The organism is Duganella sp. CY15W (genome assembly GCF_009857555.1).
Classification (GTDB): domain Bacteria; phylum Pseudomonadota; class Gammaproteobacteria; order Burkholderiales; family Burkholderiaceae_D; genus Rugamonas; species Rugamonas sacchari.
The window spans coordinates 111,537-134,957 of record NZ_WWCQ01000008.1 but is presented as its reverse complement, the minus strand read 5'-3'; the positions used below and the strand labels follow the sequence as shown (position 1 = coordinate 134,957).

Below are 23,421 nucleotides of genomic sequence, written 5' to 3'. Positions count from 1 at the left end.
CCCGAGATTGTAGGGCATCCCGCGATGGGATGAATTAATTCTTTCCAGAAATTAAAATTACCAAAAAACCACACCAATAGGAAAATTCTTAATTATTGTAAGTAAATGTTCGCTATAATTGCGACAACTAACATGTATTAACAGCATTACTCGAACCACCGTAATGCTTGGTATCACCAGCCCCTGCCTACCCAAACACCGTAACAGCGGCGCCGGCCCACAACTCCAAAAACGATTTTTTTTGAAGGCCTAGAATGAGCGCGATCAACCTTGCTACCACTATTCACATTTGCGAAGATACCAATGGTAACTTCGACATCCGCGATATCCTGAAACAAGCGGGCTACACCGCACAAACCTCGTTGGAAATTGCTGAGATGTCGGTTGTGCTGCCAGACGGTACGATTGCCGACGGCGACACGCCGCTGTTTGGCCAGGTGGATGCGGATACCATTTACGTTCATCCGGGCGCTTGGGCGCCGAACTACAACGGCCAGTTCGCGACGTTTGAATTTGTGCTGGACCAGGGCAAGAACACCAATTCCATCACGCTGAGCCTGCAAGTGGTGGTCGATCCCGTCAATGACGCGCCAACCGGCGCCAACAAGGCCTTCAACCTGAACAATGGCGCACCGGTGGTGCTGTCCCAGGGCGATTTCGGCTTTGTGGACGCGGTCGAGCATGACGCGTTCATGTCGGTCATCATCACCTCGCTGCCAACCGCCGGCAAGGTCACGCTGAACGGCGTTGCCGTCGCCATCGGTACGGAAATTTCCGCAGCGGACATCGCAGCGGGCAAGCTGGCGTTTGAGCCGAGCCAGTCCACGTCGGGCAGCTTCGATGTCGGCTTCAAGGTACGCGATAACGGCGGCACCGTCGGCTGCGGCGCGGCCGATACCAGCGTCACGCCCAACTACCTGACCTTCAAGGTGCCGCAAGCGCACATCGGCGATTTCGTCTGGGAAGACAGCAACGGCAATGGCGTGCAGGACAGCGGCGAAGCTGGCCTGGCCAATGTGACCGTGCAGCTCAAGAACAGCGCGGGCCAGGTGGTCGGCACCACCACCACGGACGCTGCCGGCAAATACCACTTTGACGTGGATGCCGGCACCTACTCGGTGACCGTGAAAACCCCGGACGGCTACAGCGTGACGCAGAAAGGCCAGGGCGGCAACGACGCGCTCGATAGCGATATCGACGCCGCCGGCAACACCGCGCCGATCGCGCTGGCGCCAGGTGAAACCAATAACAAGGCTGATGCCGGCCTGTACCGTCCCGTCTCGCTGGGCGACACCGTGTGGTACGACAGCAACCGTAATGGCGTGCAGGATGCGGGCGAAGCCGGCGTGGCCGGCGTAAAAGTCACGCTGCTGGACGCCAGCGGCAATCCGGTGGCTGGCGCAACTGCCACCACCGATGCCAATGGTCACTACCAGTTCAGCAATCTGAAACCGGGCACCTACAGCGTGCAGTTTGACCAGACCAGCCTGCCAGCGAACTATGTGTTCACGGCACAAGGCCAGGGCGGCAATGCCACCAAGGATTCCGATGCGGATGTCAGCACCGGCAAGACCGCGCAAGTGACGCTGAACTCGGGCGACAGCAACCAGCACCTGGATGCGGGCATCGTCATCAAGCAGGCCACCGTGGGCGACCGCGTGTGGGAAGACACCAACGGCAACGGCGTGCAGGACGCGGGCGAGCAGGGCCTCGACGGCGTGCAGGTGGCGCTCAAGGACAGCACCGGCAAAGTGGTCAGCACCGTCACCACGCATGATGGCGGCCAGTACAGCTTCACGGTTGATCCAGGCACCTATTCGGTGTCGGTCACCGCGCCGAACGGCTACGTCGCCACCGGCGCCGGCCAGGGCGGCAACAGCGCCACCGACAGCGATATCGACACCAATGGCAACACCGGCAGCTTCACGCTGACGCCGGACCAGAACAAGAGCGACGTCGATGCAGGCTTCTACCGTCCTGCCTCGCTGGGCGACAAGGTCTGGTACGACGGCAATCACAACGGCGTGCAGGACAGTGGCGAAGCGGGCGTGGCGGGCGTTAAAGTCATACTGCTGGACGCTACCGGCAACCCGACCGGCATCACCGCCACCACCGATGCCAGCGGCAACTACAGCTTCAACAATCTGAAGCCAGGCACCTACAGCGTGCAGTTCGACAAAGCCACGCTGCCGGCCAACTATGTCTTCACCGCGCAAGGCCAGGGCGGCGCCGATGTTGATTCGGACGCCAATGTCACGACCGGCAAGACCGGCCAGGTGACCCTGAATTCGGGCGACAACAATCACGATCTGGACGCGGGCGTCTACATCCAGCAAGCCACCGTGGGCGACCGCGTGTGGGAAGACCGCAATGGCAATGGCGTGCAGGACGCCGGTGAGCAGGGCCTGGATGGCGTGCAGGTGGCGCTCAAGGACAGCACCGGCAAAGTGGTCAGCACCGTCACCACCCACGATGGCGGCCAGTACAGCTTCACGGTGGATCCAGGTACGTATTCGGTATCGGTGAGCGCACCGTCCGGCTACGTGGCGACTGGCGCGGGCCAGGGCGGCAACAGCGCGACCGACAGCGATATCGACGCCAGCGGCAACACCGGCAGCTTCACGCTGGTATCCGGCCAGGCCAAGACCGACGTCGACGCCGGCCTCTACCGCCAGGCCTCGCTGGGCGACCGCGTGTGGAACGACGCCAACCAGAACGGCGTGCAGGACGCCGGTGAAAGTGGCGTGGCTGGCATCAAGGTCATTCTGCTGGACGCCTCGGGCAACCCGACCGGCATTACCGCCACCACCGACGCCAGCGGCAACTACAGCTTCAACAACCTCAAGCCAGGCACTTACAGCGTGCAGTTTGACAAGGCCACACTGCCAGGCGGCTATGTGTTCACCGCGCAGGGTGCGGGCACCAGCGCCACCGATTCGGACGCCAACACCAGCACCGGCAAAACCGCGCAGGTTACGCTCAATTCGGGTGACAATAACCAGGATCTGGATGCCGGTATCTATGTCCAGAAAGCCAGCGTGGGCGACCGCGTGTGGGAAGACAGCAACGGCAACGGCGTGCAGGATGCGGGCGAACTGGGTGTCGATGGCGCCACCGTGTCGCTCAAGGATGCCAATGGCAATGTGGTCAGCACCGTGGTCACCCATGATGGCGGCCAGTACAACTTCACGGTTGATCCAGGCACGTACACCGTGTCGGTGGCGGCGCCTGCGGGCTATGCGTTCACCGGTTCGGGCAAGGGCGGTAACGCCAATCTGGACAGCGACGTCAACGCCAGCGGCGAAGTCAAAGTCTCGCTGGCGCCGGGCGAAACCAATAACAGCATTGATGCCGGTGTCTACCGTCCGGCTTCGCTGAGCCAGGTGGTCTGGTTCGATGCCGACCGCGATGGCCGCCTGAACAACGGCGAAGTGGGCGCGGCGGGCGTCAAAGTGATCCTGCTGGACGCGAACGGTGTAGCGGTGCCGGGCGCGATGGCGACCACCGATGCGAACGGCCACTATCAGTTCACCAATCTGGCGCCAGGCAAGTACAGCGTCCAGTTCGACAAGAGCAGCCTGCCAGCGGGCTATGACTTCACCTCGGCCACCCAGGGCGGCCCGGGCAGCGGTGGCTCGGATGCCGACACCGGTACCGGCAAGACCGCGCAAGTCACGCTGACCTCCGGCCAGGACCTGACGCTGCGCGCCGGCCTGGTGATCCAGCAGGCCACCATTGGCGACCGCGTGTGGGAAGACACCAACGGCAACGGCGTGCAGGATGCAGGCGAAGCCGGCATCGTTGGCGTCAAGGTTGACCTGAAGGACGCCAGCGGCAACGTCGTCAAGACCACCACCACCGGCGCCGACGGCAAGTACAGCTTCACCGTTGATCCGGGCAAGTACACCGTGTCCGTGACTGCGCCAAACGGCATGACCGCCACCGGCCAGCACAAAGGCGCCGATGGCGTCGACAGCGACATCAACGCCGACGGCCAGAGCGACCAGATCACCGTGAGCGCCGGCCAGACCAACAACAACGTCGATGCCGGCTTCTACAAGGGCGCGACGCTGGGCGACCGCGTCTGGTATGACACCAACAAGAACGGTATCCAGGACAGCGGCGAAACCGGCGTCGCCGGCGTCAAGGTGATCCTGCTGGACGCGTCCGGCAATGCCACCGGCGTCACCGCCACCACGGATGCCAGCGGCAGCTACAGCTTCACCAACCTGAAACCGGGCACCTACAGCGTCCAGTTCGACAAGACCACGCTGCCGGCCAACTACGTGTTCACCGCCGCCGACCAGGGCACCAATGACGCCAAGGATTCGGACGCCAATGTCACCACCGGCAAGACCGCACAAGTGACGCTGACTTCGGGCGCCGTCAACAGCGATCTGGACGCGGGCATCGTGGCGTTGCCGGCCAAGCTGGGCGACACCGTCTGGGAAGACAAGAACGGCAATGGCGTGCAGGATGCGGGCGAAGCCGGCATTGGCGGCGTCACCGTGCAGCTCAAGGACAGCACTGGCAAAGTGGTGCAAACCACCACCACCGGCGCTGACGGCAAATACGCCTTCACCGCCGACCCGGGCACGTACACGGTGTCGGTCACCGCGCCGAAGGACTACTACTTCACCGGCAAGGATGCCGGCACCGACGATACCGTCGATAGCGACTTCAGCAGCACGGGCCAGAGCAATGCCGTGACGCTGAAACCAGGTGAAATCAACAACACCGTGGATGCGGGCCTGTACAAATACGGCACCATCGGCGACCGCGTCTGGCTGGACAGCAACAAGAACGGCCTCCAGGACAGCAGCGAATGCGGCGTCTGCGGCGTCAAGGTCAAACTGATCGACGCGGACGGCAAGCAGGTCGGCGCCACGGTGACCACCGATGCCAACGGCAACTACCAGTTCACCAACCTGAAACCAGGCAGCTACACCGTGGTGTTCGACAAGAGCTCGCTGCCGGAAGGCATGACCTTCACCAGCGCCAATGTCGGCAGCAACGACAGCATTGATTCCGATGTGGATGCCAACGGTGTCTCGCACGTCATCAAGCTGACCTCCGGCCAGGTCGACAAAACCGTCGATGCGGGCGTGCTGGCGGCCGCCACCATCGGCGACCGCGTGTGGATCGACAAGAACGCCAACGGCATCCAGGATGATGGCGAAAGCGGCAAGTCCGGCGTCACCGTGGAACTGCGCGACAGCACCGGCACCGTGGTCAAGACCACCACCACCGACAGCAACGGCAACTACAAGTTCTCGGTGGAGGCAGGCACTTACTCGGTCGGCATCAAGGCGCCAGCCGGCTACCTGATTACCGCCAAGGACGTCGGCAGCAACGGCGCTATCGACAGCGATGCGGACGCCAGCGGCAACCTGGGCTCGGTCACCGTAACCGCAGGCCAGAACGTCACCAATATGGACGCCGGCCTGTACCAGAAAGCGGAAGTTGGCGACAAGGTCTGGTACGACACCAATGGCGATGGCATCCAGCAAAGTAACGAACTGGGCGCCAAAGGCCTGAAAGTGTCGCTGCTCAACGAAAAAGGCGATGTGATCGCGACCGACACCACGGATTCCAGCGGCGTGTACTCGTTCACCGATCTGATGCCTGGCAAATACTCGGTCAAGTTCACCGCGCCGGACGGCTACATCTTCACCAAGCAGGACCAAGGCAGCAATGACAGCGTCGATTCGGACGCCGACAGCACCGGCCAGACTGCGCAGTTCACGCTGAGCTCCGGCCAGGTCGACAAAACCCGTGACGCCGGCCTGGTCAAGGCCGCCAGCATTGGCGACCGCGTGTGGGAAGACAGCAATTACAACGGCATCCAGGACAGCGGCGAGAAGGGCGTGGACGGCGTGACCGTCAAGCTGTACGACGCCAACACCGGCGCACTGAAAGCCACCACCGTGACCCACGACGGCGGCCAGTACCTGTTCGACGACCTGGCGGCAGGCAGCTACAAGGTGGAAGTCACGGCCGGCAGCGGCTGGTACTTCACCAAGTCCGGCCAGGGCACGGACGCCAACGATTCCGACATCACCATCGTGTCGGGCAGCAGCGGCAAGACGGGCGCCATTACGCTGGGCACCGGCCAGAACATCACCACCGAAGATGCCGGCTTGTACCGCAAGGCGGCGATTGGCGACAAGGTCTGGCGTGACGCCAACCACAACGGCATCCAGGACAGCGGCGAAGAGGGAATCGGCGGCATCAGCGTAGCGCTGTTTGATACGGCAACCGGCAAGCAGATCGGCTCGACCGTCAAGACCGATGCCAACGGCAACTACAAGTTCAGCGACCTGAACCCGGGCAACTACTACCTGCAGTTCGACAAGACCGATGTGAAGGTGTACTTTGCTTCGGACAAGACGACCTACAACATGAGCAACTGGAAGTGGGGCATGAAGAATACCGGCACCAACGACCAGATCGACTCGGACGTGCAGGGCGATGGCAAGTCGCTGGTGAACATCACCAAGACCGACAACATCGCGCTGACGTCGGGCAAGAACGACATGAGCTGGGATGCCACCATCACGCCAATCGCGATTGACCTGAACGGCGACGGCATCCACACCATCGCGCGTCAGGACATGACCGGCAGCTTCGACCTGCTGGGCAATGGCAAGCCGATCCAGTCGGGCTGGCTGTCCAAGGGCGATGGCTTCCTGGCCATCGACAAGAACGGCAACGGCCAGATCGACGACATCAGCGAACTGTTCGGCGGCGTCAGCAAGGGTTCGGGCTTCGCCAAGCTGGCCAGCTACGACAGCAACCACGACGGCGTGGTGGACGCCCGCGATACCGACTTCGCCAGCCTGCTGATCTGGCAGGACGCCAACAGCAACGGCAAGACCGATGCGGGTGAGCTGATGAGCCTGAAGGATGCGGGCATCGCCAGCCTCAAAGTGAGCTACACCGAATTGCCGTTCGTGGACGCGAACAACAACCTGCATCTGGAGCGCAGCAGCGTCACGCTGAGCAACGGCAAAACCGCAGACATGACCGACGTGTATTTCAACGTCGCCAGGGAAGATGCGGCAGCGGCTGGCGTGAGCACGCCAACCATCGCCGACCTGATGCAGGAAACCAGCCAGGCCGTGCAGCTGGTGGGCCAGTGCCCGGCAGTACACGCTTAATTCGCCAGACCAAGACCGACCAATAGAAAACAGAAAATAGAAAGCACATTATGAAAATCAAATTCGCACTGAAAACCGCCGCCATCGCCGCAGCTCTGGTCTTCTCGGGCGCCAGCCACGCCGCCATCGGTTACGCTCCGCACGTGGCCGGCCTGGTGACCGACACCCACGGCACGCTGCTGAGCGGCACCGCCTCCCAGGGCGTATCCGCCTACGACCTGACCGGCACCTCACTGGGCGCGCAGATCCTGGCGTTTTGCGTGGAAGCCAAAGTCGCGCAGGGTGACGGCACGGTGTACACCGAACACGACAAAGTGAACCTGTCGACGCTGTGGTCCGGCGCGACCGGCAACAAGGTCAAAGCCCTGTTTGAAACCTCGTACGGCACGCTGCTGGACGGCACCACCGTCGAGCAGAAGAAAAAGCTGCTGGGCTTCCAGCTGGCGCTGTGGGACCTGATTGAAGACGACGGCGATATGTACCACGGCACGACGCAGAAGTTCTCGACCGGCCTGACCGGCAACAGCGGCGCCTACGTGGCGACCGCGCAGCAGATGCTGACGGCAGCATCGACCCACACGCTGACCAATATGTACAACTACAGCACCTTCACTGGCGTGGCCGGTAGCACCCATTCGCAAAACCTGCTGAGCGTGTCGGCCGTACCGGAAGCCGATACCTGGGCCATGATGGCCGTCGGCCTGGGCCTGATCGGCTTCATGGGCCGCCGCAAATCCGATGAGAGCGAGAAATTCGCCGTTTAAGCAGTTCTTAAGGTCTGAACGCCGCGCCCTGGCAGCTGCACGCTGCCCGGCGCGGCTTTTTTATGGGCCAAGGTTCGGTGTTTCACCCATGAAATCCCTTTTGTATGGCACACTGCGGGCTATTCAGATTGATCCCCTCGGGAGCCCATGAGCATAGTCAAGAATTTGCCGTTCGAATGGCTGGTTGGCCTGCGTTATACGCGCGCTGGCAAGCGCAGCGGGCGGAATAGTTTTATATCGTTTATCTCGCTGATCTCCATGGCCGGCATTGGCCTGGGCGTGGCGGCGCTGATCGTGGTGCTGTCGGTGATGAATGGCTTCCAGAAGGAAGTCACGGACCGCATGCTGTCGGTGCTGGCCCACGTCGAAATTTTCGATGGCCGCGGTTCCATGCCGAACTGGCAGGCGGAAGCCGCTGAAGCGCGCAAGAATCCAGAAGTGATCGGCACCGCGCCCTTTGCAGAAACCCAGGGCATGCTGGTGCGCGACGACGTGCTGCGTCCCGCCGTGATCCGTGGCGTGCTGCCGGAAGAAGAACCGAAAGTCTCCGATGTCGCCAGGCAGACCAGGCGCGGCAGCTTTAACGCTTTGCAGCCGGGCGCTTACAATATCGTGCTGGGCATCGAGCTGGCGCGCGCGCTGCGCGTCAACCTCGGCGAGAAAGTGACGCTGGCGCTGGCACAAGGCCAGCCGACGCCCGCTGGCGTGCTGCCGCGTTTGCGCTCATTTACCGTGGTCGGCATCTTTGAAGCTGGCCACAACGAGTTCGATTCGGCGCTCGCGTTTGTGCACCTGACCGACGCCGAGAAGCTGCTGCGCATTGACGCGCCGGCCGGCTTGCGTCTGCGCCTGCAGGACATGCACCGCGCACCGCAAGTGGCCGAGGATCTCAAGCACTCGATGCCGGGCGAGCTGTTTGTGCGCGACTGGTCCAAGCTCAATGCCAACTGGTTCGCCGCCGTGCAGACCGAAAAGCGCATGATGTTCATTATCCTGACGCTGATTATCGCGGTGGCCGCATTCAACCTGGTGTCCACGCTGGTGATGACCGTGACCGACAAGCAGGCCGACATCGCCATCCTGCGCACGCTGGGCGCCTCGCCGCGTTCGGTCATGAAGATCTTCATGATTCAGGGCGCGCTGGTGGGCATACTGGGCACCGTGATCGGCGTCAGCCTGGGCGTGCTGGTGGCGCTGAACATCGATGTGATCGTACCGTTTATTGAACATTTATTGGGAGTGCAGTTCTTGTCCAAGGATATTTACTACATCAGCACCGTGCCTTCGGATTTACGTTGGCCGGACGTCTTCAAGATCGGCGGCGTGGCCGTGGTGCTGGCTTTTGTCGCGACCTTGTATCCAAGCTGGTGGGCCGCCCGTGTGAAACCTGCGGAGGCGCTGCGCTATGAGTAACCAGGAACCGGTCGTTCTGTCCTGCCGCAACCTCGGCAAGACCTTCACCCAGGGCAGCTACTCGGTCAAGGTGCTGGCCGGTATCGATATCGACGTGCGCCGTGGTGAGCGGGTGGCGATTGTCGGCGCTTCCGGCTCTGGCAAATCGACGCTGCTGCATCTGCTGGGCGGCCTCGATACGCCGACCGCCGGCAGCGTGACCCTGCAGGGCAAGGACTTCGCCAGCCTCAGTGAATCGGCGCGCGGTGACCTGCGCAATTCGTCGCTGGGCTTTGTCTACCAGTTCCATCACCTGCTGCCGGAATTCAGCGCGCAGGACAACGTCGCCATGCCGCTCATGATCCGCCGCGTCAAGCGCGACGTCGCCACGTCGGCGGCGCAGGAGATCCTGAAGCGCGTCAATCTGGGCAAGCGCGTGTCGCACGTGCCGGGCGAACTGTCCGGCGGTGAGCGCCAGCGCGTGGCCCTGGCGCGTGCGCTCGTCACCCAGCCGGCCTGCGTGCTGGCCGATGAGCCGACCGGTAACCTGGACCACGCCACCGCGCAGCAGATTTTTGACCTGATGCTGGAACTGTCGCGCACCCTGGGCACCGCGTTTGTCATCGTCACCCACGACATCGAACTGGCACGCCGCTGCGACCGCGTGCTGCGCATGACCGAGCAGGGATTGCAGCCAGACGAGGCGTAAGCCATGTGGATAGACACCCACTGCCATCTGGACGCGCACGAATTCGGCAACGAATCCGTGGCCCAGGCCGCGCTGGCCAAAGCGCAGGGCGTGGACATGATCGTGCTGCCGGCGGTGGAAGTGGCCAACTTCGCCATCGTGGCGCAGCTGGCGGCCAGCGTGGACAATGCCTGTTACGCGCTGGGCATCCATCCCATCTACGTACCGCATGCGAAGGAAGATGACCTGCGCGTATTGCGCGAGCAGGTCGCCGCCGCCATGGACGATCCGCGCTTTGTGGCGCTGGGCGAGATCGGCCTCGACTTCTTCATTCCCATGCTGACCGAACCGGCCATGCGCGACAAGCAGGTCTTTTTCTTCCGCGAGCAGCTGAAGATTGCCCGTGACTTCAATCTGCCGGTGCTGACCCATGTGCGCCGTTCACAGGACGTGGTGCTCAAGCATGTGCGCCAGATTCGGCCGAACGGCGGCATCGCGCACGCCTTCAACGGCAGCGCCCAGCAGGCGCAAGGCTATATCGACCTCGGTTTCAAGCTGGGCTTCGGCGGCGCCATGACCTTCACGCGTGCTTTGCAGATACGCCGGCTGGCGGCGGACTTGCCGCTGGAGTCCATCGTGCTGGAAACCGATGCGCCGGACATTGCGCCGTCCTGGGTGCACCCGGGCCGCAACAGTCCGGACCAGGTTCCGCGCATCGGCGCCGTGCTGGCTGAACTACGCGGCATGACGGTGGAGCAGGTGGCCGCCACCACCACGGAGAACGCCCAAAACGTGCTGCCAAGAATTTCCGTGCGGTAATTATTTCCCAATTGTGGGATTTGGTTAGATTTGATATTTGCTTAACAGTGCATAATTTCAAATCTTTACACCCACCTAACGGAGAGCCCGCCTTGAAAAACAACGTACGTAACTATAGCCTCGCAGCCCTCCTGCTGGTGCCCGCGCTGAGCTTCGCCGAGCCGAGCGAAGTCACCGAGCGCGCGATTGACGTCCCCAAATGCAACGCACCTGCTGCCAAGGTGGTGTTCACCGAATTCAAATGCAAATCGGCAGACTGCTCGTCCGGCTCCGGCCAGCAGGACCCGCGCCAGTACCGCTGGTGGGAGCGCCAGGGCAATGTGGCGCAGCCAAGCTACACCGGCGTCGGCACCGGCATGACCGAAATGCTGGCCACCGCGCTGACCCAGACCGGCTGCTTCGACGTCCAGGAGCGCGCCGCGCTGGACGAAATCAACAAGGAACTGGCCCTGGTGGGCAAGAAGGTCGAAGCCGAAGCGGCCGACTACATGATTACCGGCTCGATTACCTCGCTGGGCTTCGAACAAAGCTCGACCGGCCTGGGTGGCCTGAGCTTCCTGAAAGGCCCGCTGGGCCTGCTGGCTGGCTCGGTTGACTTCAAAAAATCCAAGGTCCACATGAACATGGACATCCGTGTGGTGGACGTCAAGCGCGCCAAGATCATCGCGTCCAAGACCTTCCAGGCCAATAACGAGAAAAACGGTTTCGGCATTTCGGCACTGGGCTGGGGCGGCGGCACCGCGCTGGGCGGCAACCACGCCAGCATCAGCGGTTCGCCGCTGGAAGAAGTGGCGCGTGACCTGCTGGTGAAATCGACCTCGTTCCTGACCGAGACTATCGCCGCGAAAAACATCACCGAACACGTGGCCATCAAGGCCACCGACGTGAGCGTCAAATAAGGCAGCGCAAGGCGGTGGCCGATGGCCGCCGCCTTGCTATTTGCATTGCGGACTGGCGGGCATGCCACACATGATGGCGCGGGTGACGTCGTCATTTGCCAGATATGTGGTGTGGGCCGTGTAAGGATTTTCCAGGTAGCCGAAATAGGTCTTGTCGTTGGAGACCAGCACATTGGCGATGGCCGCTTTGTTGCTGTAGTTGCTGGGCTGTAGCCACCAGGAGAGCTGGTCGTTCGGGTCGGTGAAGGCGACCACCGTGATCTTCGGTACCAGGCTGCGCGTCTTCTGGGCCGACAACAGCCGGTTGAGGGCATCGTCACGTTTGCCGTCGGCCAGCAGCGATAGCGTGGCACTGCGGTCGGCCAGGCTCAGTATCGGCAATTGATTGGCGCCCATGTACAGATAGGAGATACGTTCGATGGCGTCATCGCCCGCGCGCTTGCTGCTGCTGTCGGCAGGATGGCCTGCCATGAGGTTGAGCGCGTCGAAAGTCATCTTGCTGCCCAGGCTTTCGGAGATCAGCACCAGCGGCACCGTCTTGCCGGCATTGCGGCTGGCCTGTTCCGCGGTTACCTGCGTGATGGCGTTGATGAAGGCCTGGTTGATCGCGGCCTTGCTCTCGCCCTGATAAATCAGCGCATCGGACAGGCAGTCATTCATCAGCGTGTCTTTGAGCCTGGCGTTCAAGGTGGCGCGCACTGGCCGGCATGCATCATCCGCCGCGCAATTGGTCGGCGTGCCGCTGAGGTCATAGGCCAGCGTGGCCTTGCCTGGCGCCGTCAGGCCGGACCAGATAAACGCACTAAAGTAAATCGTGCCATCGGGCGTGCTGCTTTCCGCGCTGACGATCTCGATGCCATCGATATTTTTTGTCTGACTGGTCTTGGCTGCGGACGTGCTTTGTCCTGCCGCCCTGGCGAGCGTGGTGATCGTCTCCAGCGCCCACTGCTGCTGATGCGTGCACATGCCGTGGACCAGTATCACATCCACCCTTTTGTCGGGCGCATTTGCCAGCAACTGTGTGATACCTGCAAACGGTTTGCTGTCCTTGATCACCACATCCGGCTTGTACGGCGTGCTGCTGCAAGCGGCAAGGAAAATGGCCAAAGCGGCGATACCTCTTTTCATGGCGTACTCCCGGGCATCCGTTGTGAGATTGCCTATGGTGCCTGAAATTCTGGCTAACAATTCTCGTCAATTATCACGTTGAGGCACCTCAAGCGGGCAGGGTTGTCCAGCGTTGTAGTATCACTGCCGGGAGGTGGTGCGATGCGTATGGTGCTGATTGGCGTTGCGGCAGGCGTGACAGTGCTACAGATGCAGGCGTCGCTACCTTCATGGACCATGCTCGCCGCGCTGGCCGTCCTGTCCGCGTTGCTGCTCCTGCTGCGGCGTCGCCTGCGCGCCATGGCGAACCTGGGCCATGGCGCGATTGCCGGCTTCCTGTGGGCCGGCTGGCTGGCACACCAGGCGCTGGCGCCGCAGCTTGCGCTGGAAGACGAGGGGCGCGATATTCAGCTGACCGGTACCATCGATAACTTGCCGTACCGTTTTTCCCAAGGCGTGCGCTTCAATTTTTTAGTGCAGGGCGCCAGCGCCGCAGTGCCGCAGCGGCTGGCGTTGGCGTGGTATGCAGGGTATCGCGACCAGGTCAGTGTGGTGCCGGACCTGCAGCCCGGCGAACGCTGGCAGCTCACCGTACGCTTGCAGCGCCCCCATGGCAATGCCAATCCCTACGGCTTTGATTACGAAGCGTGGCTGCTGGAGCAGGGCTTGCGCGCGACCGGCTACGTACGTCCAGTGCGCAGTAACCAGCGGCTGGATGACTTCGTTGTGAGTGTTGGCAACCTGGTTGAACGTAGCCGGGCGGCGCTGCGGGAACGCATCCTTGCCGCGCTGCCGGGGCGGCCGTATGCCAATGTGATCGTGGCGCTGGTGGTCGGCGATCAGCGCGGTATCGAGCAGTCGGACTGGCAGGTGTTCAACCGCACCGGTATCGGCCATCTGATATCCATTTCGGGCCTGCATATCACCATGGTGGCGGGCCTGTTCGCGCTGGTGGCCTATACGCTGTGGCGCTGGTCCTTCTTCACGCGCGCGCAACTGCCCCTGCTGCTGCCGGCGCAGAAAGTGGCGGCGCTGGTCGGGGCGGCGGTGGCGTTGCTGTATGTGCTGCTGGCCGGTTTCGGCGTGCCGGCGCAGCGGACCCTTTATATGCTGACCGTGGTCGCGGCGGCGCTGTGGTTCAACCGCCTGACCAGCATCTCGCACGTGCTGTGCGCTGCGCTGGGCGTGGTGGTGGTGATCGATCCCTGGGCCGTGCTGTGGCCAGGCTTCTGGCTATCGTTTGGTGCAGTGGCGATTATTTTGTACGCGACGATCGGCCGCACGGCGCCGCGCCCACAACGCACGGACACGCAAGCCGGTGCTGCCGCTGCGCCGCGTCTGCCGCCGGCGCCATCGCGCTGGCAGCGCTTGGCGCATTCGCTGCGCGTCGGCACGCACACGCAGTACGTGGTGACGTTTGGGCTGGTGCCGTTGACCATGCTGCTGTTCGGCCAGGTCTCTGTGGTCAGCCCGCTGGCCAATGCGGTGGCGATTCCGCTGGTCAGCCTGGTCGTCACGCCGCTTGCACTGATCGGCAGCATGCTGCCCGGTGTGCTGGCCGTTCCGGTACTGGGCTGCGCGCATTGGCTGGTGGAGATGCTGGCCCTGTGCCTGCAATGGTTCAGCGCCATGCGCTATGCCGTGTGGAGCGCGCCGGTGCCGCCGTTCTGGATGTTTTGCTGGGCGATGCTGGGCACCATCTGGCTGCTCGCGCCGCGCGGCTGGCCGGTGCGCTGGCTGGGCCTGGCTAGCTGGATTCCGCTGCTGACCGCGCAGCCCTCTCATCCGGCGTCCGGCCAGATGGCCATTACCGTATTTGATGTAGGGCAGGGCATGGCGCTGCTGATCGAAACCCGTGGCCATCGGCTCCTGTACGACACCGGCCCCGCCTACTCGCCCGAATCCGATGCTGGCAGCCGTGTCATCCTGCCGTACCTGCGGGCGCGCGGCATCAATGCGCTGGATGGCGTGCTTATTTCGCACAGCGACGCCGACCACTCCGGCGGCGCACTCGCTGTACTCGATGGCATACGCACCGCCTGGGTGCTGTCGTCGCTGCCCGTCAACCATGCCATTGTCCGGGCCGCGCGCCAGCACGTGTCCTGCGCGGCAGGCCAGAGCTGGACCTGGGACGGCGTGCGCTTTGAGATGCTGCACCCGCTGCCGGCCAGCTATGCCGACGCCAGCCTTAAGCCCAACGCGCGCGGCTGCACGCTCAAAATCACGGCCGGTGGCAAATCCATGCTGCTGGCTGGGGATATCGAGGCCGGGCAGGAAGCGCAATTGGTCGCACGCGCGCCGGCGCAACTGCAAGCCGATATCCTGCTGGCGCCGCACCATGGCAGCGGCACCAGTTCGACGCCGGTCTTCCTGCGCGCGGTCCACCCACAGGCGGCCATTTTCCAGGTCGGGCACCGCAACCGTTACCACCATCCCAAGCCGGAAGTCTACGAGCGCTACGGCGCCATGCACATCCAGCGCTACCGTACCGACCAGCAGGGCGCCATCACCCTGGAGTTTGATGAAACTATACGAATAAGCACCTACCGCAGCACCCATGGCCGCTATTGGCAAGCGCGCTAATTAGAGCGTTTCCACCAACAGCCCGCGCTTACTCACATTACAATGGGGCAAAAACTATCATACGGAGACCGCTTGTGAGCAAGCCCAAGCTGCATTTCGCGCACGCCAACAGCTACCCGGCAGGCGTCTATCGCCAGTTCTTTGCGCTGCTGTCTGAAGACTTCGACATCCAGTCGCTCGACATGCATGCCCATAATCCGCACTATCCCGTCACGGACGGCTGGCCGCATCTGGTCGATGAATACATCAACGAACTCACCACCCGCTACACCGAACCGGTGATCCTTGTGGGCCACTCGCTGGGCGGCATGTTGAGCATGATGGTGGCGCACCAACGTCCCGACCTGGTGCGTTGCGTGGTGATGCTGGATGCGCCCGTGGTTGGCGGCTGGCGCGCGTTCGCCTGGCGCATGATTAAACTGCTGGGGCGTGCTTACGCCGTGCCGCCGGCCAAGTTCTCTATCCGCCGCCGCAATGTGTGGCCCGACGTGAAAGCCGCCTACGACCATTTCGCCGCCAAGGACCTGTTTGCGGCCTGGGCGCCTGGCGTGCTGGGTGACTACATGGACAGCGGCCTGAAACCGCATCTGGAAGGCGTCCAGCTGCGGTTTACGCGTGAAAACGAAACCGCCGTCTATGCGACGCTGCCGCACCACCTGCCGAAACTGCTGAGCAAAGGCTCTCCGGTGCCGATCGGCTTTATCGGCGGCGACAATTCCTGGGAAACCAGCCAGTCCGGCCACCAGCACACGCAGGCGCTGGTTGGCCGCCATTTCCGCATCCTGCCGGGCGGCCACCTGTTCCCGATGGAGACGCCAGCCGCTGCCGCGCAAGCCACCAAAGAGATGATTGCCGACCTGCTCGGCGGGCAGCCTGGTAAAAAAGTTCTTAAAAAAGAAGCTTTAGCGTAAAATCCCGGGCATTGTAAAACTTTAGGAATGCCTTGCGATGACGATTAAAAGCGACAAATGGATACGCCGTATGGCGGAAGAACACGGAATGATCGAACCGTTCTTCCCGGACCAGATACGCCAGGAAGACGGCCGCAAGGTGATTTCATACGGCACCTCCTCGTACGGCTATGACATCCGTTGCGCCGACGAATTCAAGGTGTTCACCAACATCAACAGCACCATCGTCGATCCGAAGAACTTCGATTCGAACTCCTTCGTGGACGTGAAAAGCGATGTCTGCATCATCCCGCCGAACTCGTTCGCCCTGGCGCGCACCATGGAATACTTCCGTATTCCGCGCAGCGTGCTGACGGTTTGCCTGGGCAAATCGACCTATGCCCGTTGCGGCATCATCGTCAACGTCACCCCGTTTGAACCGGAATGGGAAGGTTATGTGACGCTGGAGTTCTCCAACACCACGCCGCTGCCGGCAAAAATCTACGCGGGCGAAGGCTGCGCCCAGGTACTGTTCTTTGAAAGCGACGAGATCTGTGACGTCTCGTACAAGGACCGTAACGGTAAATACCAGGGCCAGCATGGTGTAACCTTGCCAAAAGCCTAAGCAGGGCATTTACCGATCTTTACATCACGCGGGCTACGGCCCGCGTTTGTTTTTGCCGATAAGCTCATTAATGAAATAAATTAATGAGGAGCAATCATGGTGAGCGCAGTGGGATCGAGTACAGCCGCGGCCAGCACCAGCACCAGCACCAGCGGCAGTTCGGACAGCAGCAGCGCAATCGCTGCCTTGCAGAAACAGTTGCAAAATGTGCAAAAGGATTTGACCGAGGCGGCCAAGGATACCTCGGAAGCGGGTCAGCAAAAGACCAAGCTGCTGCAAACCCAGGTGCAGGCGCTGGAAGCCCAGATTGCCCAGTTGCAGGCGCAGGCCGCGCAGAAGGCGGCTCAGCAGGCCCAGCAGCAAGCCGAGGCCAAACAGACCGCGCAGCAGCCCGGCACGGACAGCGACAAATCGCGCTACGCCACCGTCGGCAGCGTGATCGACACTAGCGCTTGACCGGCAGCGTCATTTCCACGCACAGGCCGCCGCCGGCGCGGTTGCTGGCGCGGATGCTGCCGCCGTGCGCTTCAATCACGTGCCGTGCAATCGCCAGGCCCAGGCCATGGCCTTCGGCGCTGGCGCTGCTGGAGCGGAAGAACGGCTGGAAGATGGTGTCCAGATCGGCGGGCGCAACGCCAGGGCCACGGTCCAGCACACGGATCACAAGCTGGCTGGCGTCGGGCAGCGCGCGCGCCTGCAGTTGCACTTCGCCGCCTTCCGGGCTGTGCTTGATGGCGTTGCGCACCACGTTTTCGATGGCCCGGCCCAGCAGGTCGGACTGGCCGATCACTTGCACGTCGGCGTCGCCTTCCTGCATCACTGTGCGGTTCTGGCTGGTGGCTTCGTAACGGGCATCATCGGCGATCTGGTCGAGCAGGTCGGCCATGCTGATTTCTTCCTGCGAGGCCTTGATGGCGCCAGCTTCCAGGCGCGCCAGCGTCAGCAGCTCGCCCACCAGCTTGTCCATCCGCACGCTTTCACGCTCGATGCGCTCCATCGACGCGCTCCATTTCTCCGGCTGCTGATGCGCCAGGCCGATGGCGGCCTGCAGGCGGGCCAGCGGTGAACGCAGTTCGTGCGAGACGTCGTGCAGCAGACGCGTCTGGCCATCGATCAGGCTGCGCAAGCGCGCGCTCATGCGGTCGAAATCGCGGCCGAGGTCGTTGAGTTCATTGCCGGCCTTGCCGCTATCGCTGGCGAAGCGTGGCGAGAGATCGCCATTCGCGGCCGCATCAAACGCCTGGCGCAAGGCACGGATGGGGCGCGAGAAGTACCAGGCCAGCAGCACCGCAAACAGCAGGCTGGCCAGCGTGGCGGCGGCAATCGGCACCCACGGGCCGAGCGGCTGGAAGCGTGGACCCCATGGACGGTCGCCCATGTCGCGGCGCTCGCCATCCATGCCGGGCGGCGGTGCCTGCATGCCTTGCGCGGGCTGCATACCGGCCGGCGGTGGTTCGCCCTGGCCCGGATTAGGGCCGCCACGGCGGTCATCGGTGGCGCTTTGCAGTACCGAGGCGGCTTTCATCGCCATCTGTGCGCCACCGCCCAGGCCGGAGAGCAGCGGGCGGCCATCGCCTTCCAGGCCGCGCTGATGCTCGCCTGACGGCAGGAACAGCAGGTAGTGCTTGCCGTCGTCGGCGGTCACCTGGCGCACGGCGCGGCGCCGGCCCGTTTCCTTCACGCGCACGCGCGACTCCTGCAAGATCCGCGGATTGACCACGCGGCCCAGCAGTTCATGTCCCTGGTCGTCCACCGCATACACGCGGTGGCGCTCCATGCTCTCCAGCATGCGCTGCAGCGCCTTGACGCCGCCAAACTCCAGCGTCGACGCGGCGGCGTTGATGGCCATTTCCGCCGGTGGACTGGTATCCAGGCTGACCTGCGCGCCATTCAGCTGATTGCGGTTCTTGAGCCAGATCGCGCCGCCGATACCGACGGTCGCAGCCAGCTGCGCCAGCAAAATGGACAGGAAAAACTTCCAGAACAAACGACCCAAAACTTACTCCTTGATCAGCTGGTAGCCCAGCCGATACACGGTCTGCAGGCACGAGCGGCCATCGGCAATCGTGCCCAGCTTGTGGCGCAGGCTGCTCAGGTGGACATCGATATTACGGTCGAAGCGCGCCAGCGGACGGCCCAGGCCTTGTTCCGACAGGGTGTTCTTGCTGACTGGGCGGCCAGCGTTGCGGGCCAGGACTTCCAGCAGGTTGAATTCGGTGCTGGTCAGTTCCAGCTTGTCGCCGGCCCAGGTGGCGCGGCGCTGTTCCGGCCACATGGTCAGCTGGCCCACGGTGAGCGCGGTCTGCTGGCTGGTGTCGACGGGCACGGCCTGGGCGCGGCGCAGGATGGCGCGGATGCGGGCGGTCAGCTCGCGCGGGGTGCATGGCTTGGCCACATAGTCGTCTGCGCCCAGTTCGAGGCCGACGATACGGTCGGTATCGTCGCCGCGGCCGGTCAGCATCAGGATCGGCAACTGGCTGGTGGTGCGGATGCGGCGCAGGGTTTCCAGGCCGTTCATGCGCGGCATCATCACATCCAGGATGGCGATGGCGTACAGGCCGGTAAATGCTTCGGCGGTGCCGGCTTCGCCGTCGTGCACGGTTTTGACGTCAAAGCCTTCCTGCTCCAGGTATTCCTTGAACATGCCGACCAGTTCAATGTCGTCGTCTATCAGCAGTACTTTGCTTTTCATTGCGATTTCTTCAGGTATAGATTGCCCATCATAACAGTCCGAACCCGCATGACGGCTCGCTTTTACGCCGTTTTACAACGTCTTTCCAGCAGGGAATTGAATATCAGTTAGACATCTTTACCCTGATTTACTTTGCCCTAACGTCGCTTTACACCGGGCGCCCAGAGAATGACGGTTCCAACAATCAAGGATTATGTGCAATGAAAACATCCACCTCAGGTGTACGCAATATGGTGCTGGCGGCCGCGCTGGCGTTGCCGCTGCTGGTCACCGGCGGCGCGGCGCGCGCTGATGGCAATGTGCCACCAGACCAGCCGCCGATGATGCCAGGCGAGCCTGGCCCTGGCCCGCACGGCCCGCATGGCCTGATGCATGGCGGCCGTCCACCGTTCCTGCGCGGCCTGGAGCTGAGCGAGGCGCAGGAAGACAAGGTATTCGCCATCTTGCATGCGGAGGCGCCGTATCTGCGCGAACAGTCCAGGACCGCCGCCAAGGCGCGCGACGCCTTGCACGCGCTGGGTGACAGCGACAAGTTTGACGACGCCAAGGCCACAGCCCTGGCCAAGGATGCCGCCACCGCTGAAGCCAACATCATGCTGCAGCACGTGCGCACGCAGCAGAAGTTGCTGGCGGTGCTGACGCCGGAACAACGCAAGAAGCAGGCGGACGAACCGCCGCGCCATCCGCCGCGCCCATGACTGTCTTTGCAGTGCCCCTCAAACCTCAACAGCGGAGAACCGTATGTCTATCAGCGCCCTGAGTTCCAGCAGCGCGGCCAGCTCGCTCAGTTTCCTGAGCCGTCTGAGCAGCACCAACAAAAACAGCAGCAACGGCACCGACGGTGTGCGTCCGCCGCCCCCGCCGGATGGCGGCGGTTTTGCCAACGCGATTGCCGACGCGCTCAAGTCGATCGGTATTTCTGACACCAGCACAAGTACCAGCAGCACCGACGCCTCGGCGGCGGCATCCAGCAGTGACAGTACCAGCACGACGGACGGTACGGATATCACTGCTGCATTGGGCAGCTTCCTGCAAAGCCTGATGGGCGCGCTGCATGCGCAGAACAGCGGCAACGATGCGCCGCCGCCATACAGCGAGCAGCAGGGCAGTGGTGGCCCCGGCGGGCCGGGCAAGCTGGAATCGGATCTGCAAAGCCTGATCGCCAAACTGGGTTCGGGTAGCGACAGCGCCAGTACCGATGGCGCGGATAGCGGCGATGCGGTCGATCAGCTGGAAAGCGCGTTTGCCAATTTGCTGGACAAGCTGGGCACGAGCAGCACGGCCAGCAGTGACAGCACCAGCAATGACGCGGCGACCAAGCTGGCTGCCTTCCTGCAAGCGCTGTCCACCAAGGTCGGCGGCAACGGCACTAGCGGCAATATGGTGAACACCACGGTGTAACCTCTGTTTTACCGGCTGCGGCGCATGCGCGCTGCGGCAGTTTTTTAACCCAGGCAGGAGCAGGTATGGAATTTCACGACGATAAGCACGAACACAGCCTGGCAAACGATCTGGTCGCCATGCTCAACTTGAATAGCGACCGTCGTCAGACAATGCGCTGGCTGCTGGCCGGGGCTTCGGCACTACCCGTGCTTGGCTGTGGCGGTGGCACCAGCGGCAGCGAGAGCACAACCACCTCGGCGGCGGCAACGACGACCGCGCCGACCACCACAACCACGACCACCACCACCACCACCCCAGGCACCAACGGTTCGTGTTCGGTGATACCGGAAGAAACCGGCGGCCCGTACCCGGCCGATGGCACCAACAGCAACGGCAGCGGCGTCGTCAACGTGCTCACGCAATCGGGTGTAGTGCGCAGCGACATCCGCAGCAGCTTCGGCAGCGCCAGCGGCACGGCGGCCGGTGTACCGTTGACTATCAAGCTGCAGATCGTCAATGCCAACAATAATTGCGCACCGCTGGCCAATGCCGCCATCTACCTGTGGCATTGCGACCGCGACGGCAATTATTCACTGTATTCGACTGGTGTGACAAACCAGAATTACCTGCGCGGCGTGCAGCAGACCGATAGCAGTGGCAACCTCACGTTCAGCACGATTTATCCGGGCTGCTATGCGGGCCGTGTGCCGCACGTGCACTTTGAAGTGTACCCGTCGCTGGCCCAGGCGACGGCGGCCTCGAGCCGCATCAAGACCTCGCAGTTCACCTTCCCGGTGGCGACCAGCAACGAGGTCTATGCCAGCAGCGGCTACACCGCCAGTGTGCGCAACCTGGCGGCGATCAGCTTTGCCACCGATAACGTCTTCAGCGACGGCTACGCGCTGCAGATGGCCACCATCAGCGGCAATCCCGTCGATGGCTATGTCGCGACGCTGACGGTGGCGGTTTCTGCTTAGGCGGGGTTCATGAAGGCCTGGTTCCGGCCATCAAAGTTGACGATATTCGGGAAAATATCCGCAGTTTGCGTCCACGACAAACCGAACCAGATTGCCAATGTGGCGCCGTACTGGTCCACCGACATGGTCGGCAGCAGCGAGCCCGAACTGACGTCCAGATTGTGGCCTACGCCGGTGACCGGCATGGTGCCGTAGATGTTGCGGCCCTTGACGGCGCCGCCGACGACGAAGTGATGCGAGCCCCAGCCATGGTCGGTGCCATCGCCATTGCTGGTGAAGGTGCGGCCGAAGTCCGATGCGGTAAACAGCGTCACCTGTTTGCGCATGTCGGCGCCTTGCAGGCTGGCCATCGTGCTATCGAAATAGGCGACCGCGTGGGCCACCTTGGCCAGCAGGTCGGCCTGATTGGCGCGTTGGAAGTCGTGGGTGTCAAAGCCCCCCAGGCTGACATAGAACACCTGGCGTTTCAGGCCCAGCGTGCCCCGCGCAGCGATGATACGGGCCACGGTTTGCAGTTGCAGCGCCAATGGATTCACGCTGGCGACACCGGTGTTGGGGTTGATATATGGCGCCGGGTCAGGCACGCCACCGGCGCCGGCCGGCGGCAAGGCGCTGCTCAGGGTCGCGTTGGAGCTGATGGCACGTGCGGTGACCGCGGCATGCTCCTTGAACAACGGTTCGGACGAATCCGCCGTGACGATCTGGCGCAGCGGGTTGGCTGCGGCGGGCACGCCGAACAGTTTGTCGTCGAGATTGGCAATCGGCTTCGGACCGCTACCGCTGACCTGATACTGGCGTACTTTTTGGCCGCTCAGGAGCAGGGCGGTGCCAGCTGTGGAAATGGCGGTAAAGGCTGAATTGGTGTTGGCGGCGATCAGGTCGGCAATGCGGCCACCCCAGCCAAAGTCGCCGGCGCCATTGGCTTGCACCGATTGCCACAGGGCTTGCTGGTCGTTGTGAGAGAACAGCCGTGGCGGCACCGCCGCGCTGCCGGCCTTGTACTGTGCCAGCGTCAGCGGGCCAACCAGCGTGCCGACGTTGGCAACGATGGCTGCGCGGCCGCCGTCAAACAGGGTCTTCATTGCGGCCATTGACGGGTGCAGCGCGAAGCTGCGGCCTGCCGCTGCATTGGTGGGCGAGATCGGCAGCACGCCACCGGAGGCGCCAACGCCAGGCAGGGCGATCGAGCCGCCGTCGGCCGTGGTGCGCAGCTGCTGATAGGCTCGCCACGACTCCGGGTCGGTAGGCAGCACGGTATTGAAGTGATCGTTGCCGCCGTTGAGGAACAGGCATACCAGTGCCTTGTAGTCGCTGGCGTTTTGTGCGGCCGCGCTGCCCATTGCCGCCAGGTTCAGCGAGAATGGCAGGGCGCTGCCGCCAGCCATGGCCAGCATGCTGGAGACGAATTTACGACGTGACTGATTATATTGAGACATGCTGAT

General features: G+C 62.7%; 17 protein-coding genes. 13 read left to right on the top strand and 4 right to left on the bottom strand.

Annotated elements, in window-relative coordinates:
* Positions 1 to 254 precede the first annotated feature (254 nt).
* The 6 genes from GTP58_RS28775 to GTP58_RS28750 all read left to right on the top strand — a co-directional run bounded on the left by GTP58_RS28775 (position 255) and on the right by GTP58_RS28750 (position 11,722).
* Complete coding sequence (locus GTP58_RS28775; protein WP_161080385.1) at positions 255 to 7,160, top strand: SdrD B-like domain-containing protein; 6,906 nt, start codon at positions 255 to 257, stop codon at positions 7,158 to 7,160.
* A 50-nt stretch (positions 7,161 to 7,210) separates the two neighbouring features.
* Complete coding sequence (locus GTP58_RS31555; protein ID WP_161080384.1) at positions 7,211 to 7,924, top strand: PEP-CTERM sorting domain-containing protein; 714 nt, start codon at positions 7,211 to 7,213, stop codon at positions 7,922 to 7,924.
* A gap of 147 nt (positions 7,925 to 8,071) precedes the next feature.
* Positions 8,072 to 9,337 carry a lipoprotein-releasing ABC transporter permease subunit gene (locus tag GTP58_RS28765; protein ID WP_072789569.1) on the top strand — a complete coding sequence of 422 codons (1,266 nt, stop codon included), beginning with the start codon at positions 8,072 to 8,074 and terminating at the stop codon, positions 9,335 to 9,337.
* Positions 9,330 to 10,025 carry a lipoprotein-releasing ABC transporter ATP-binding protein LolD gene (gene lolD, locus GTP58_RS28760; RefSeq protein WP_072789572.1) on the top strand — a complete coding sequence of 232 codons (696 nt, stop codon included), beginning with the start codon at positions 9,330 to 9,332 and terminating at the stop codon, positions 10,023 to 10,025. Before GTP58_RS28765 ends, lolD begins: the two co-directional genes overlap by 8 nt.
* Before the next feature lie 3 nt (positions 10,026 to 10,028).
* Entirely contained in the window at positions 10,029 to 10,823 is a 795-nt protein-coding gene (locus GTP58_RS28755) for a TatD family hydrolase (protein WP_161080383.1), read from the top strand.
* 92 nt (positions 10,824 to 10,915) lie between these two features.
* Positions 10,916 to 11,722 (top strand): CsgG/HfaB family protein, encoded by an 807-nt coding sequence (locus GTP58_RS28750; RefSeq protein WP_161080382.1) that lies wholly within the window; start codon positions 10,916 to 10,918, stop codon positions 11,720 to 11,722.
* A 36-nt stretch (positions 11,723 to 11,758) separates the two neighbouring features.
* Here GTP58_RS28750 and GTP58_RS28745 read toward each other — a convergent pair whose 3' ends face one another.
* The gene (locus tag GTP58_RS28745) at positions 11,759 to 12,850 is read right to left on the bottom strand and encodes a hypothetical protein (protein WP_161080381.1); all 1,092 of its coding nucleotides are present in this window, start codon (positions 12,848 to 12,850) and stop codon (positions 11,759 to 11,761) included.
* Positions 12,851 to 12,991: 141 nt separating this feature from the next.
* On the opposite strand from GTP58_RS28745, the gene GTP58_RS28740 reads away from it, so the two are divergent.
* The 4 genes from GTP58_RS28740 (at position 12,992) to GTP58_RS28725 (ending at position 17,383) form a co-directional block, all read left to right on the top strand.
* Positions 12,992 to 15,412: a DNA internalization-related competence protein ComEC/Rec2 gene (locus tag GTP58_RS28740; RefSeq protein WP_161080380.1), complete on the top strand. Its 2,421-nt coding sequence runs from the start codon at positions 12,992 to 12,994 to the stop codon at positions 15,410 to 15,412.
* A 74-nt stretch (positions 15,413 to 15,486) separates the two neighbouring features.
* On the top strand, positions 15,487 to 16,323 hold the full coding sequence (locus tag GTP58_RS28735) for an alpha/beta fold hydrolase (protein WP_161080379.1): 837 nt from the start codon (positions 15,487 to 15,489) through the stop codon (positions 16,321 to 16,323).
* 37 nt (positions 16,324 to 16,360) lie between these two features.
* On the top strand, positions 16,361 to 16,927 hold the full coding sequence (gene dcd, locus GTP58_RS28730) for a dCTP deaminase (protein WP_072790061.1): 567 nt from the start codon (positions 16,361 to 16,363) through the stop codon (positions 16,925 to 16,927).
* A gap of 96 nt (positions 16,928 to 17,023) precedes the next feature.
* Positions 17,024 to 17,383 carry a FlxA-like family protein gene (locus tag GTP58_RS28725; protein ID WP_161080378.1) on the top strand — a complete coding sequence of 120 codons (360 nt, stop codon included), beginning with the start codon at positions 17,024 to 17,026 and terminating at the stop codon, positions 17,381 to 17,383.
* On the opposite strand, the gene GTP58_RS28720 is transcribed toward GTP58_RS28725, so the two are convergent.
* Together GTP58_RS28720 and GTP58_RS28715 are read right to left on the bottom strand one after the other, a co-directional pair.
* The gene (locus GTP58_RS28720) at positions 17,373 to 18,923 is read right to left on the bottom strand and encodes a cell wall metabolism sensor histidine kinase WalK (protein WP_161080377.1); all 1,551 of its coding nucleotides are present in this window, start codon (positions 18,921 to 18,923) and stop codon (positions 17,373 to 17,375) included. The two genes, GTP58_RS28725 and GTP58_RS28720, sit on opposite strands and share 11 nt — an antisense overlap.
* Positions 18,924 to 18,926: 3 nt before the next feature.
* A complete protein-coding gene (locus GTP58_RS28715; RefSeq protein WP_161080376.1) occupies positions 18,927 to 19,619 on the bottom strand; it encodes a response regulator transcription factor in 693 nt (230 codons plus the stop codon).
* A gap of 200 nt (positions 19,620 to 19,819) precedes the next feature.
* On the opposite strand from GTP58_RS28715, the gene GTP58_RS28710 reads away from it, so the two are divergent.
* From GTP58_RS28710 to GTP58_RS28700, 3 genes are all read left to right on the top strand, one after another.
* Complete coding sequence (locus GTP58_RS28710; RefSeq protein WP_161080375.1) at positions 19,820 to 20,317, top strand: Spy/CpxP family protein refolding chaperone; 498 nt, start codon at positions 19,820 to 19,822, stop codon at positions 20,315 to 20,317.
* A 43-nt stretch (positions 20,318 to 20,360) separates the two neighbouring features.
* The gene (locus GTP58_RS28705) at positions 20,361 to 21,020 is read left to right on the top strand and encodes a hypothetical protein (RefSeq protein ID WP_161080374.1); all 660 of its coding nucleotides are present in this window, start codon (positions 20,361 to 20,363) and stop codon (positions 21,018 to 21,020) included.
* Between the two features lie 65 nt (positions 21,021 to 21,085).
* Complete coding sequence (locus GTP58_RS28700) at positions 21,086 to 21,979, top strand: intradiol ring-cleavage dioxygenase (RefSeq protein ID WP_161080373.1); 894 nt, start codon at positions 21,086 to 21,088, stop codon at positions 21,977 to 21,979.
* Here GTP58_RS28700 and GTP58_RS28695 read toward each other — a convergent pair.
* Entirely contained in the window at positions 21,976 to 23,415 is a 1,440-nt protein-coding gene (locus GTP58_RS28695) for a DUF1501 domain-containing protein (protein WP_161080372.1), read from the bottom strand. The genes GTP58_RS28700 and GTP58_RS28695 overlap by 4 nt on opposite strands.
* Positions 23,416 to 23,421 lie beyond the last annotated feature (6 nt).

Bases quoted from the DNA above. Each gene is read 5' to 3' on its own strand.
- GTP58_RS28710 (WP_161080375.1), top strand. From the start codon at position 19,820: ATGAAAACATCCACCTCAGGTGTACGCAATATGGTGCTGGCGGCCGCG.
- GTP58_RS28755 (WP_161080383.1), top strand. From the start codon at position 10,029: ATGTGGATAGACACCCACTGCCATCTGGACGCGCACGAATTCGGCAAC.
- GTP58_RS28725 (WP_161080378.1), top strand. From the start codon at position 17,024: ATGGTGAGCGCAGTGGGATCGAGTACAGCCGCGGCCAGCACCAGCACC.
- GTP58_RS28715 (WP_161080376.1), bottom strand. From the start codon at position 19,619: ATGAAAAGCAAAGTACTGCTGATAGACGACGACATTGAACTGGTCGGC.
- GTP58_RS28745 (WP_161080381.1), bottom strand. From the start codon at position 12,850: ATGAAAAGAGGTATCGCCGCTTTGGCCATTTTCCTTGCCGCTTGCAGC.
- GTP58_RS28740 (WP_161080380.1), top strand. From the start codon at position 12,992: ATGCGTATGGTGCTGATTGGCGTTGCGGCAGGCGTGACAGTGCTACAG.
- GTP58_RS28765 (WP_072789569.1), top strand. From the start codon at position 8,072: ATGAGCATAGTCAAGAATTTGCCGTTCGAATGGCTGGTTGGCCTGCGT.
- lolD (WP_072789572.1), top strand. From the start codon at position 9,330: ATGAGTAACCAGGAACCGGTCGTTCTGTCCTGCCGCAACCTCGGCAAG.
- GTP58_RS28775 (WP_161080385.1), top strand. From the start codon at position 255: ATGAGCGCGATCAACCTTGCTACCACTATTCACATTTGCGAAGATACC.
- GTP58_RS28695 (WP_161080372.1), bottom strand. From the start codon at position 23,415: ATGTCTCAATATAATCAGTCACGTCGTAAATTCGTCTCCAGCATGCTG.
- dcd (WP_072790061.1), top strand. From the start codon at position 16,361: ATGACGATTAAAAGCGACAAATGGATACGCCGTATGGCGGAAGAACAC.
- GTP58_RS28700 (WP_161080373.1), top strand. From the start codon at position 21,086: ATGGAATTTCACGACGATAAGCACGAACACAGCCTGGCAAACGATCTG.
- GTP58_RS31555 (WP_161080384.1), top strand. From the start codon at position 7,211: ATGAAAATCAAATTCGCACTGAAAACCGCCGCCATCGCCGCAGCTCTG.
- GTP58_RS28705 (WP_161080374.1), top strand. From the start codon at position 20,361: ATGTCTATCAGCGCCCTGAGTTCCAGCAGCGCGGCCAGCTCGCTCAGT.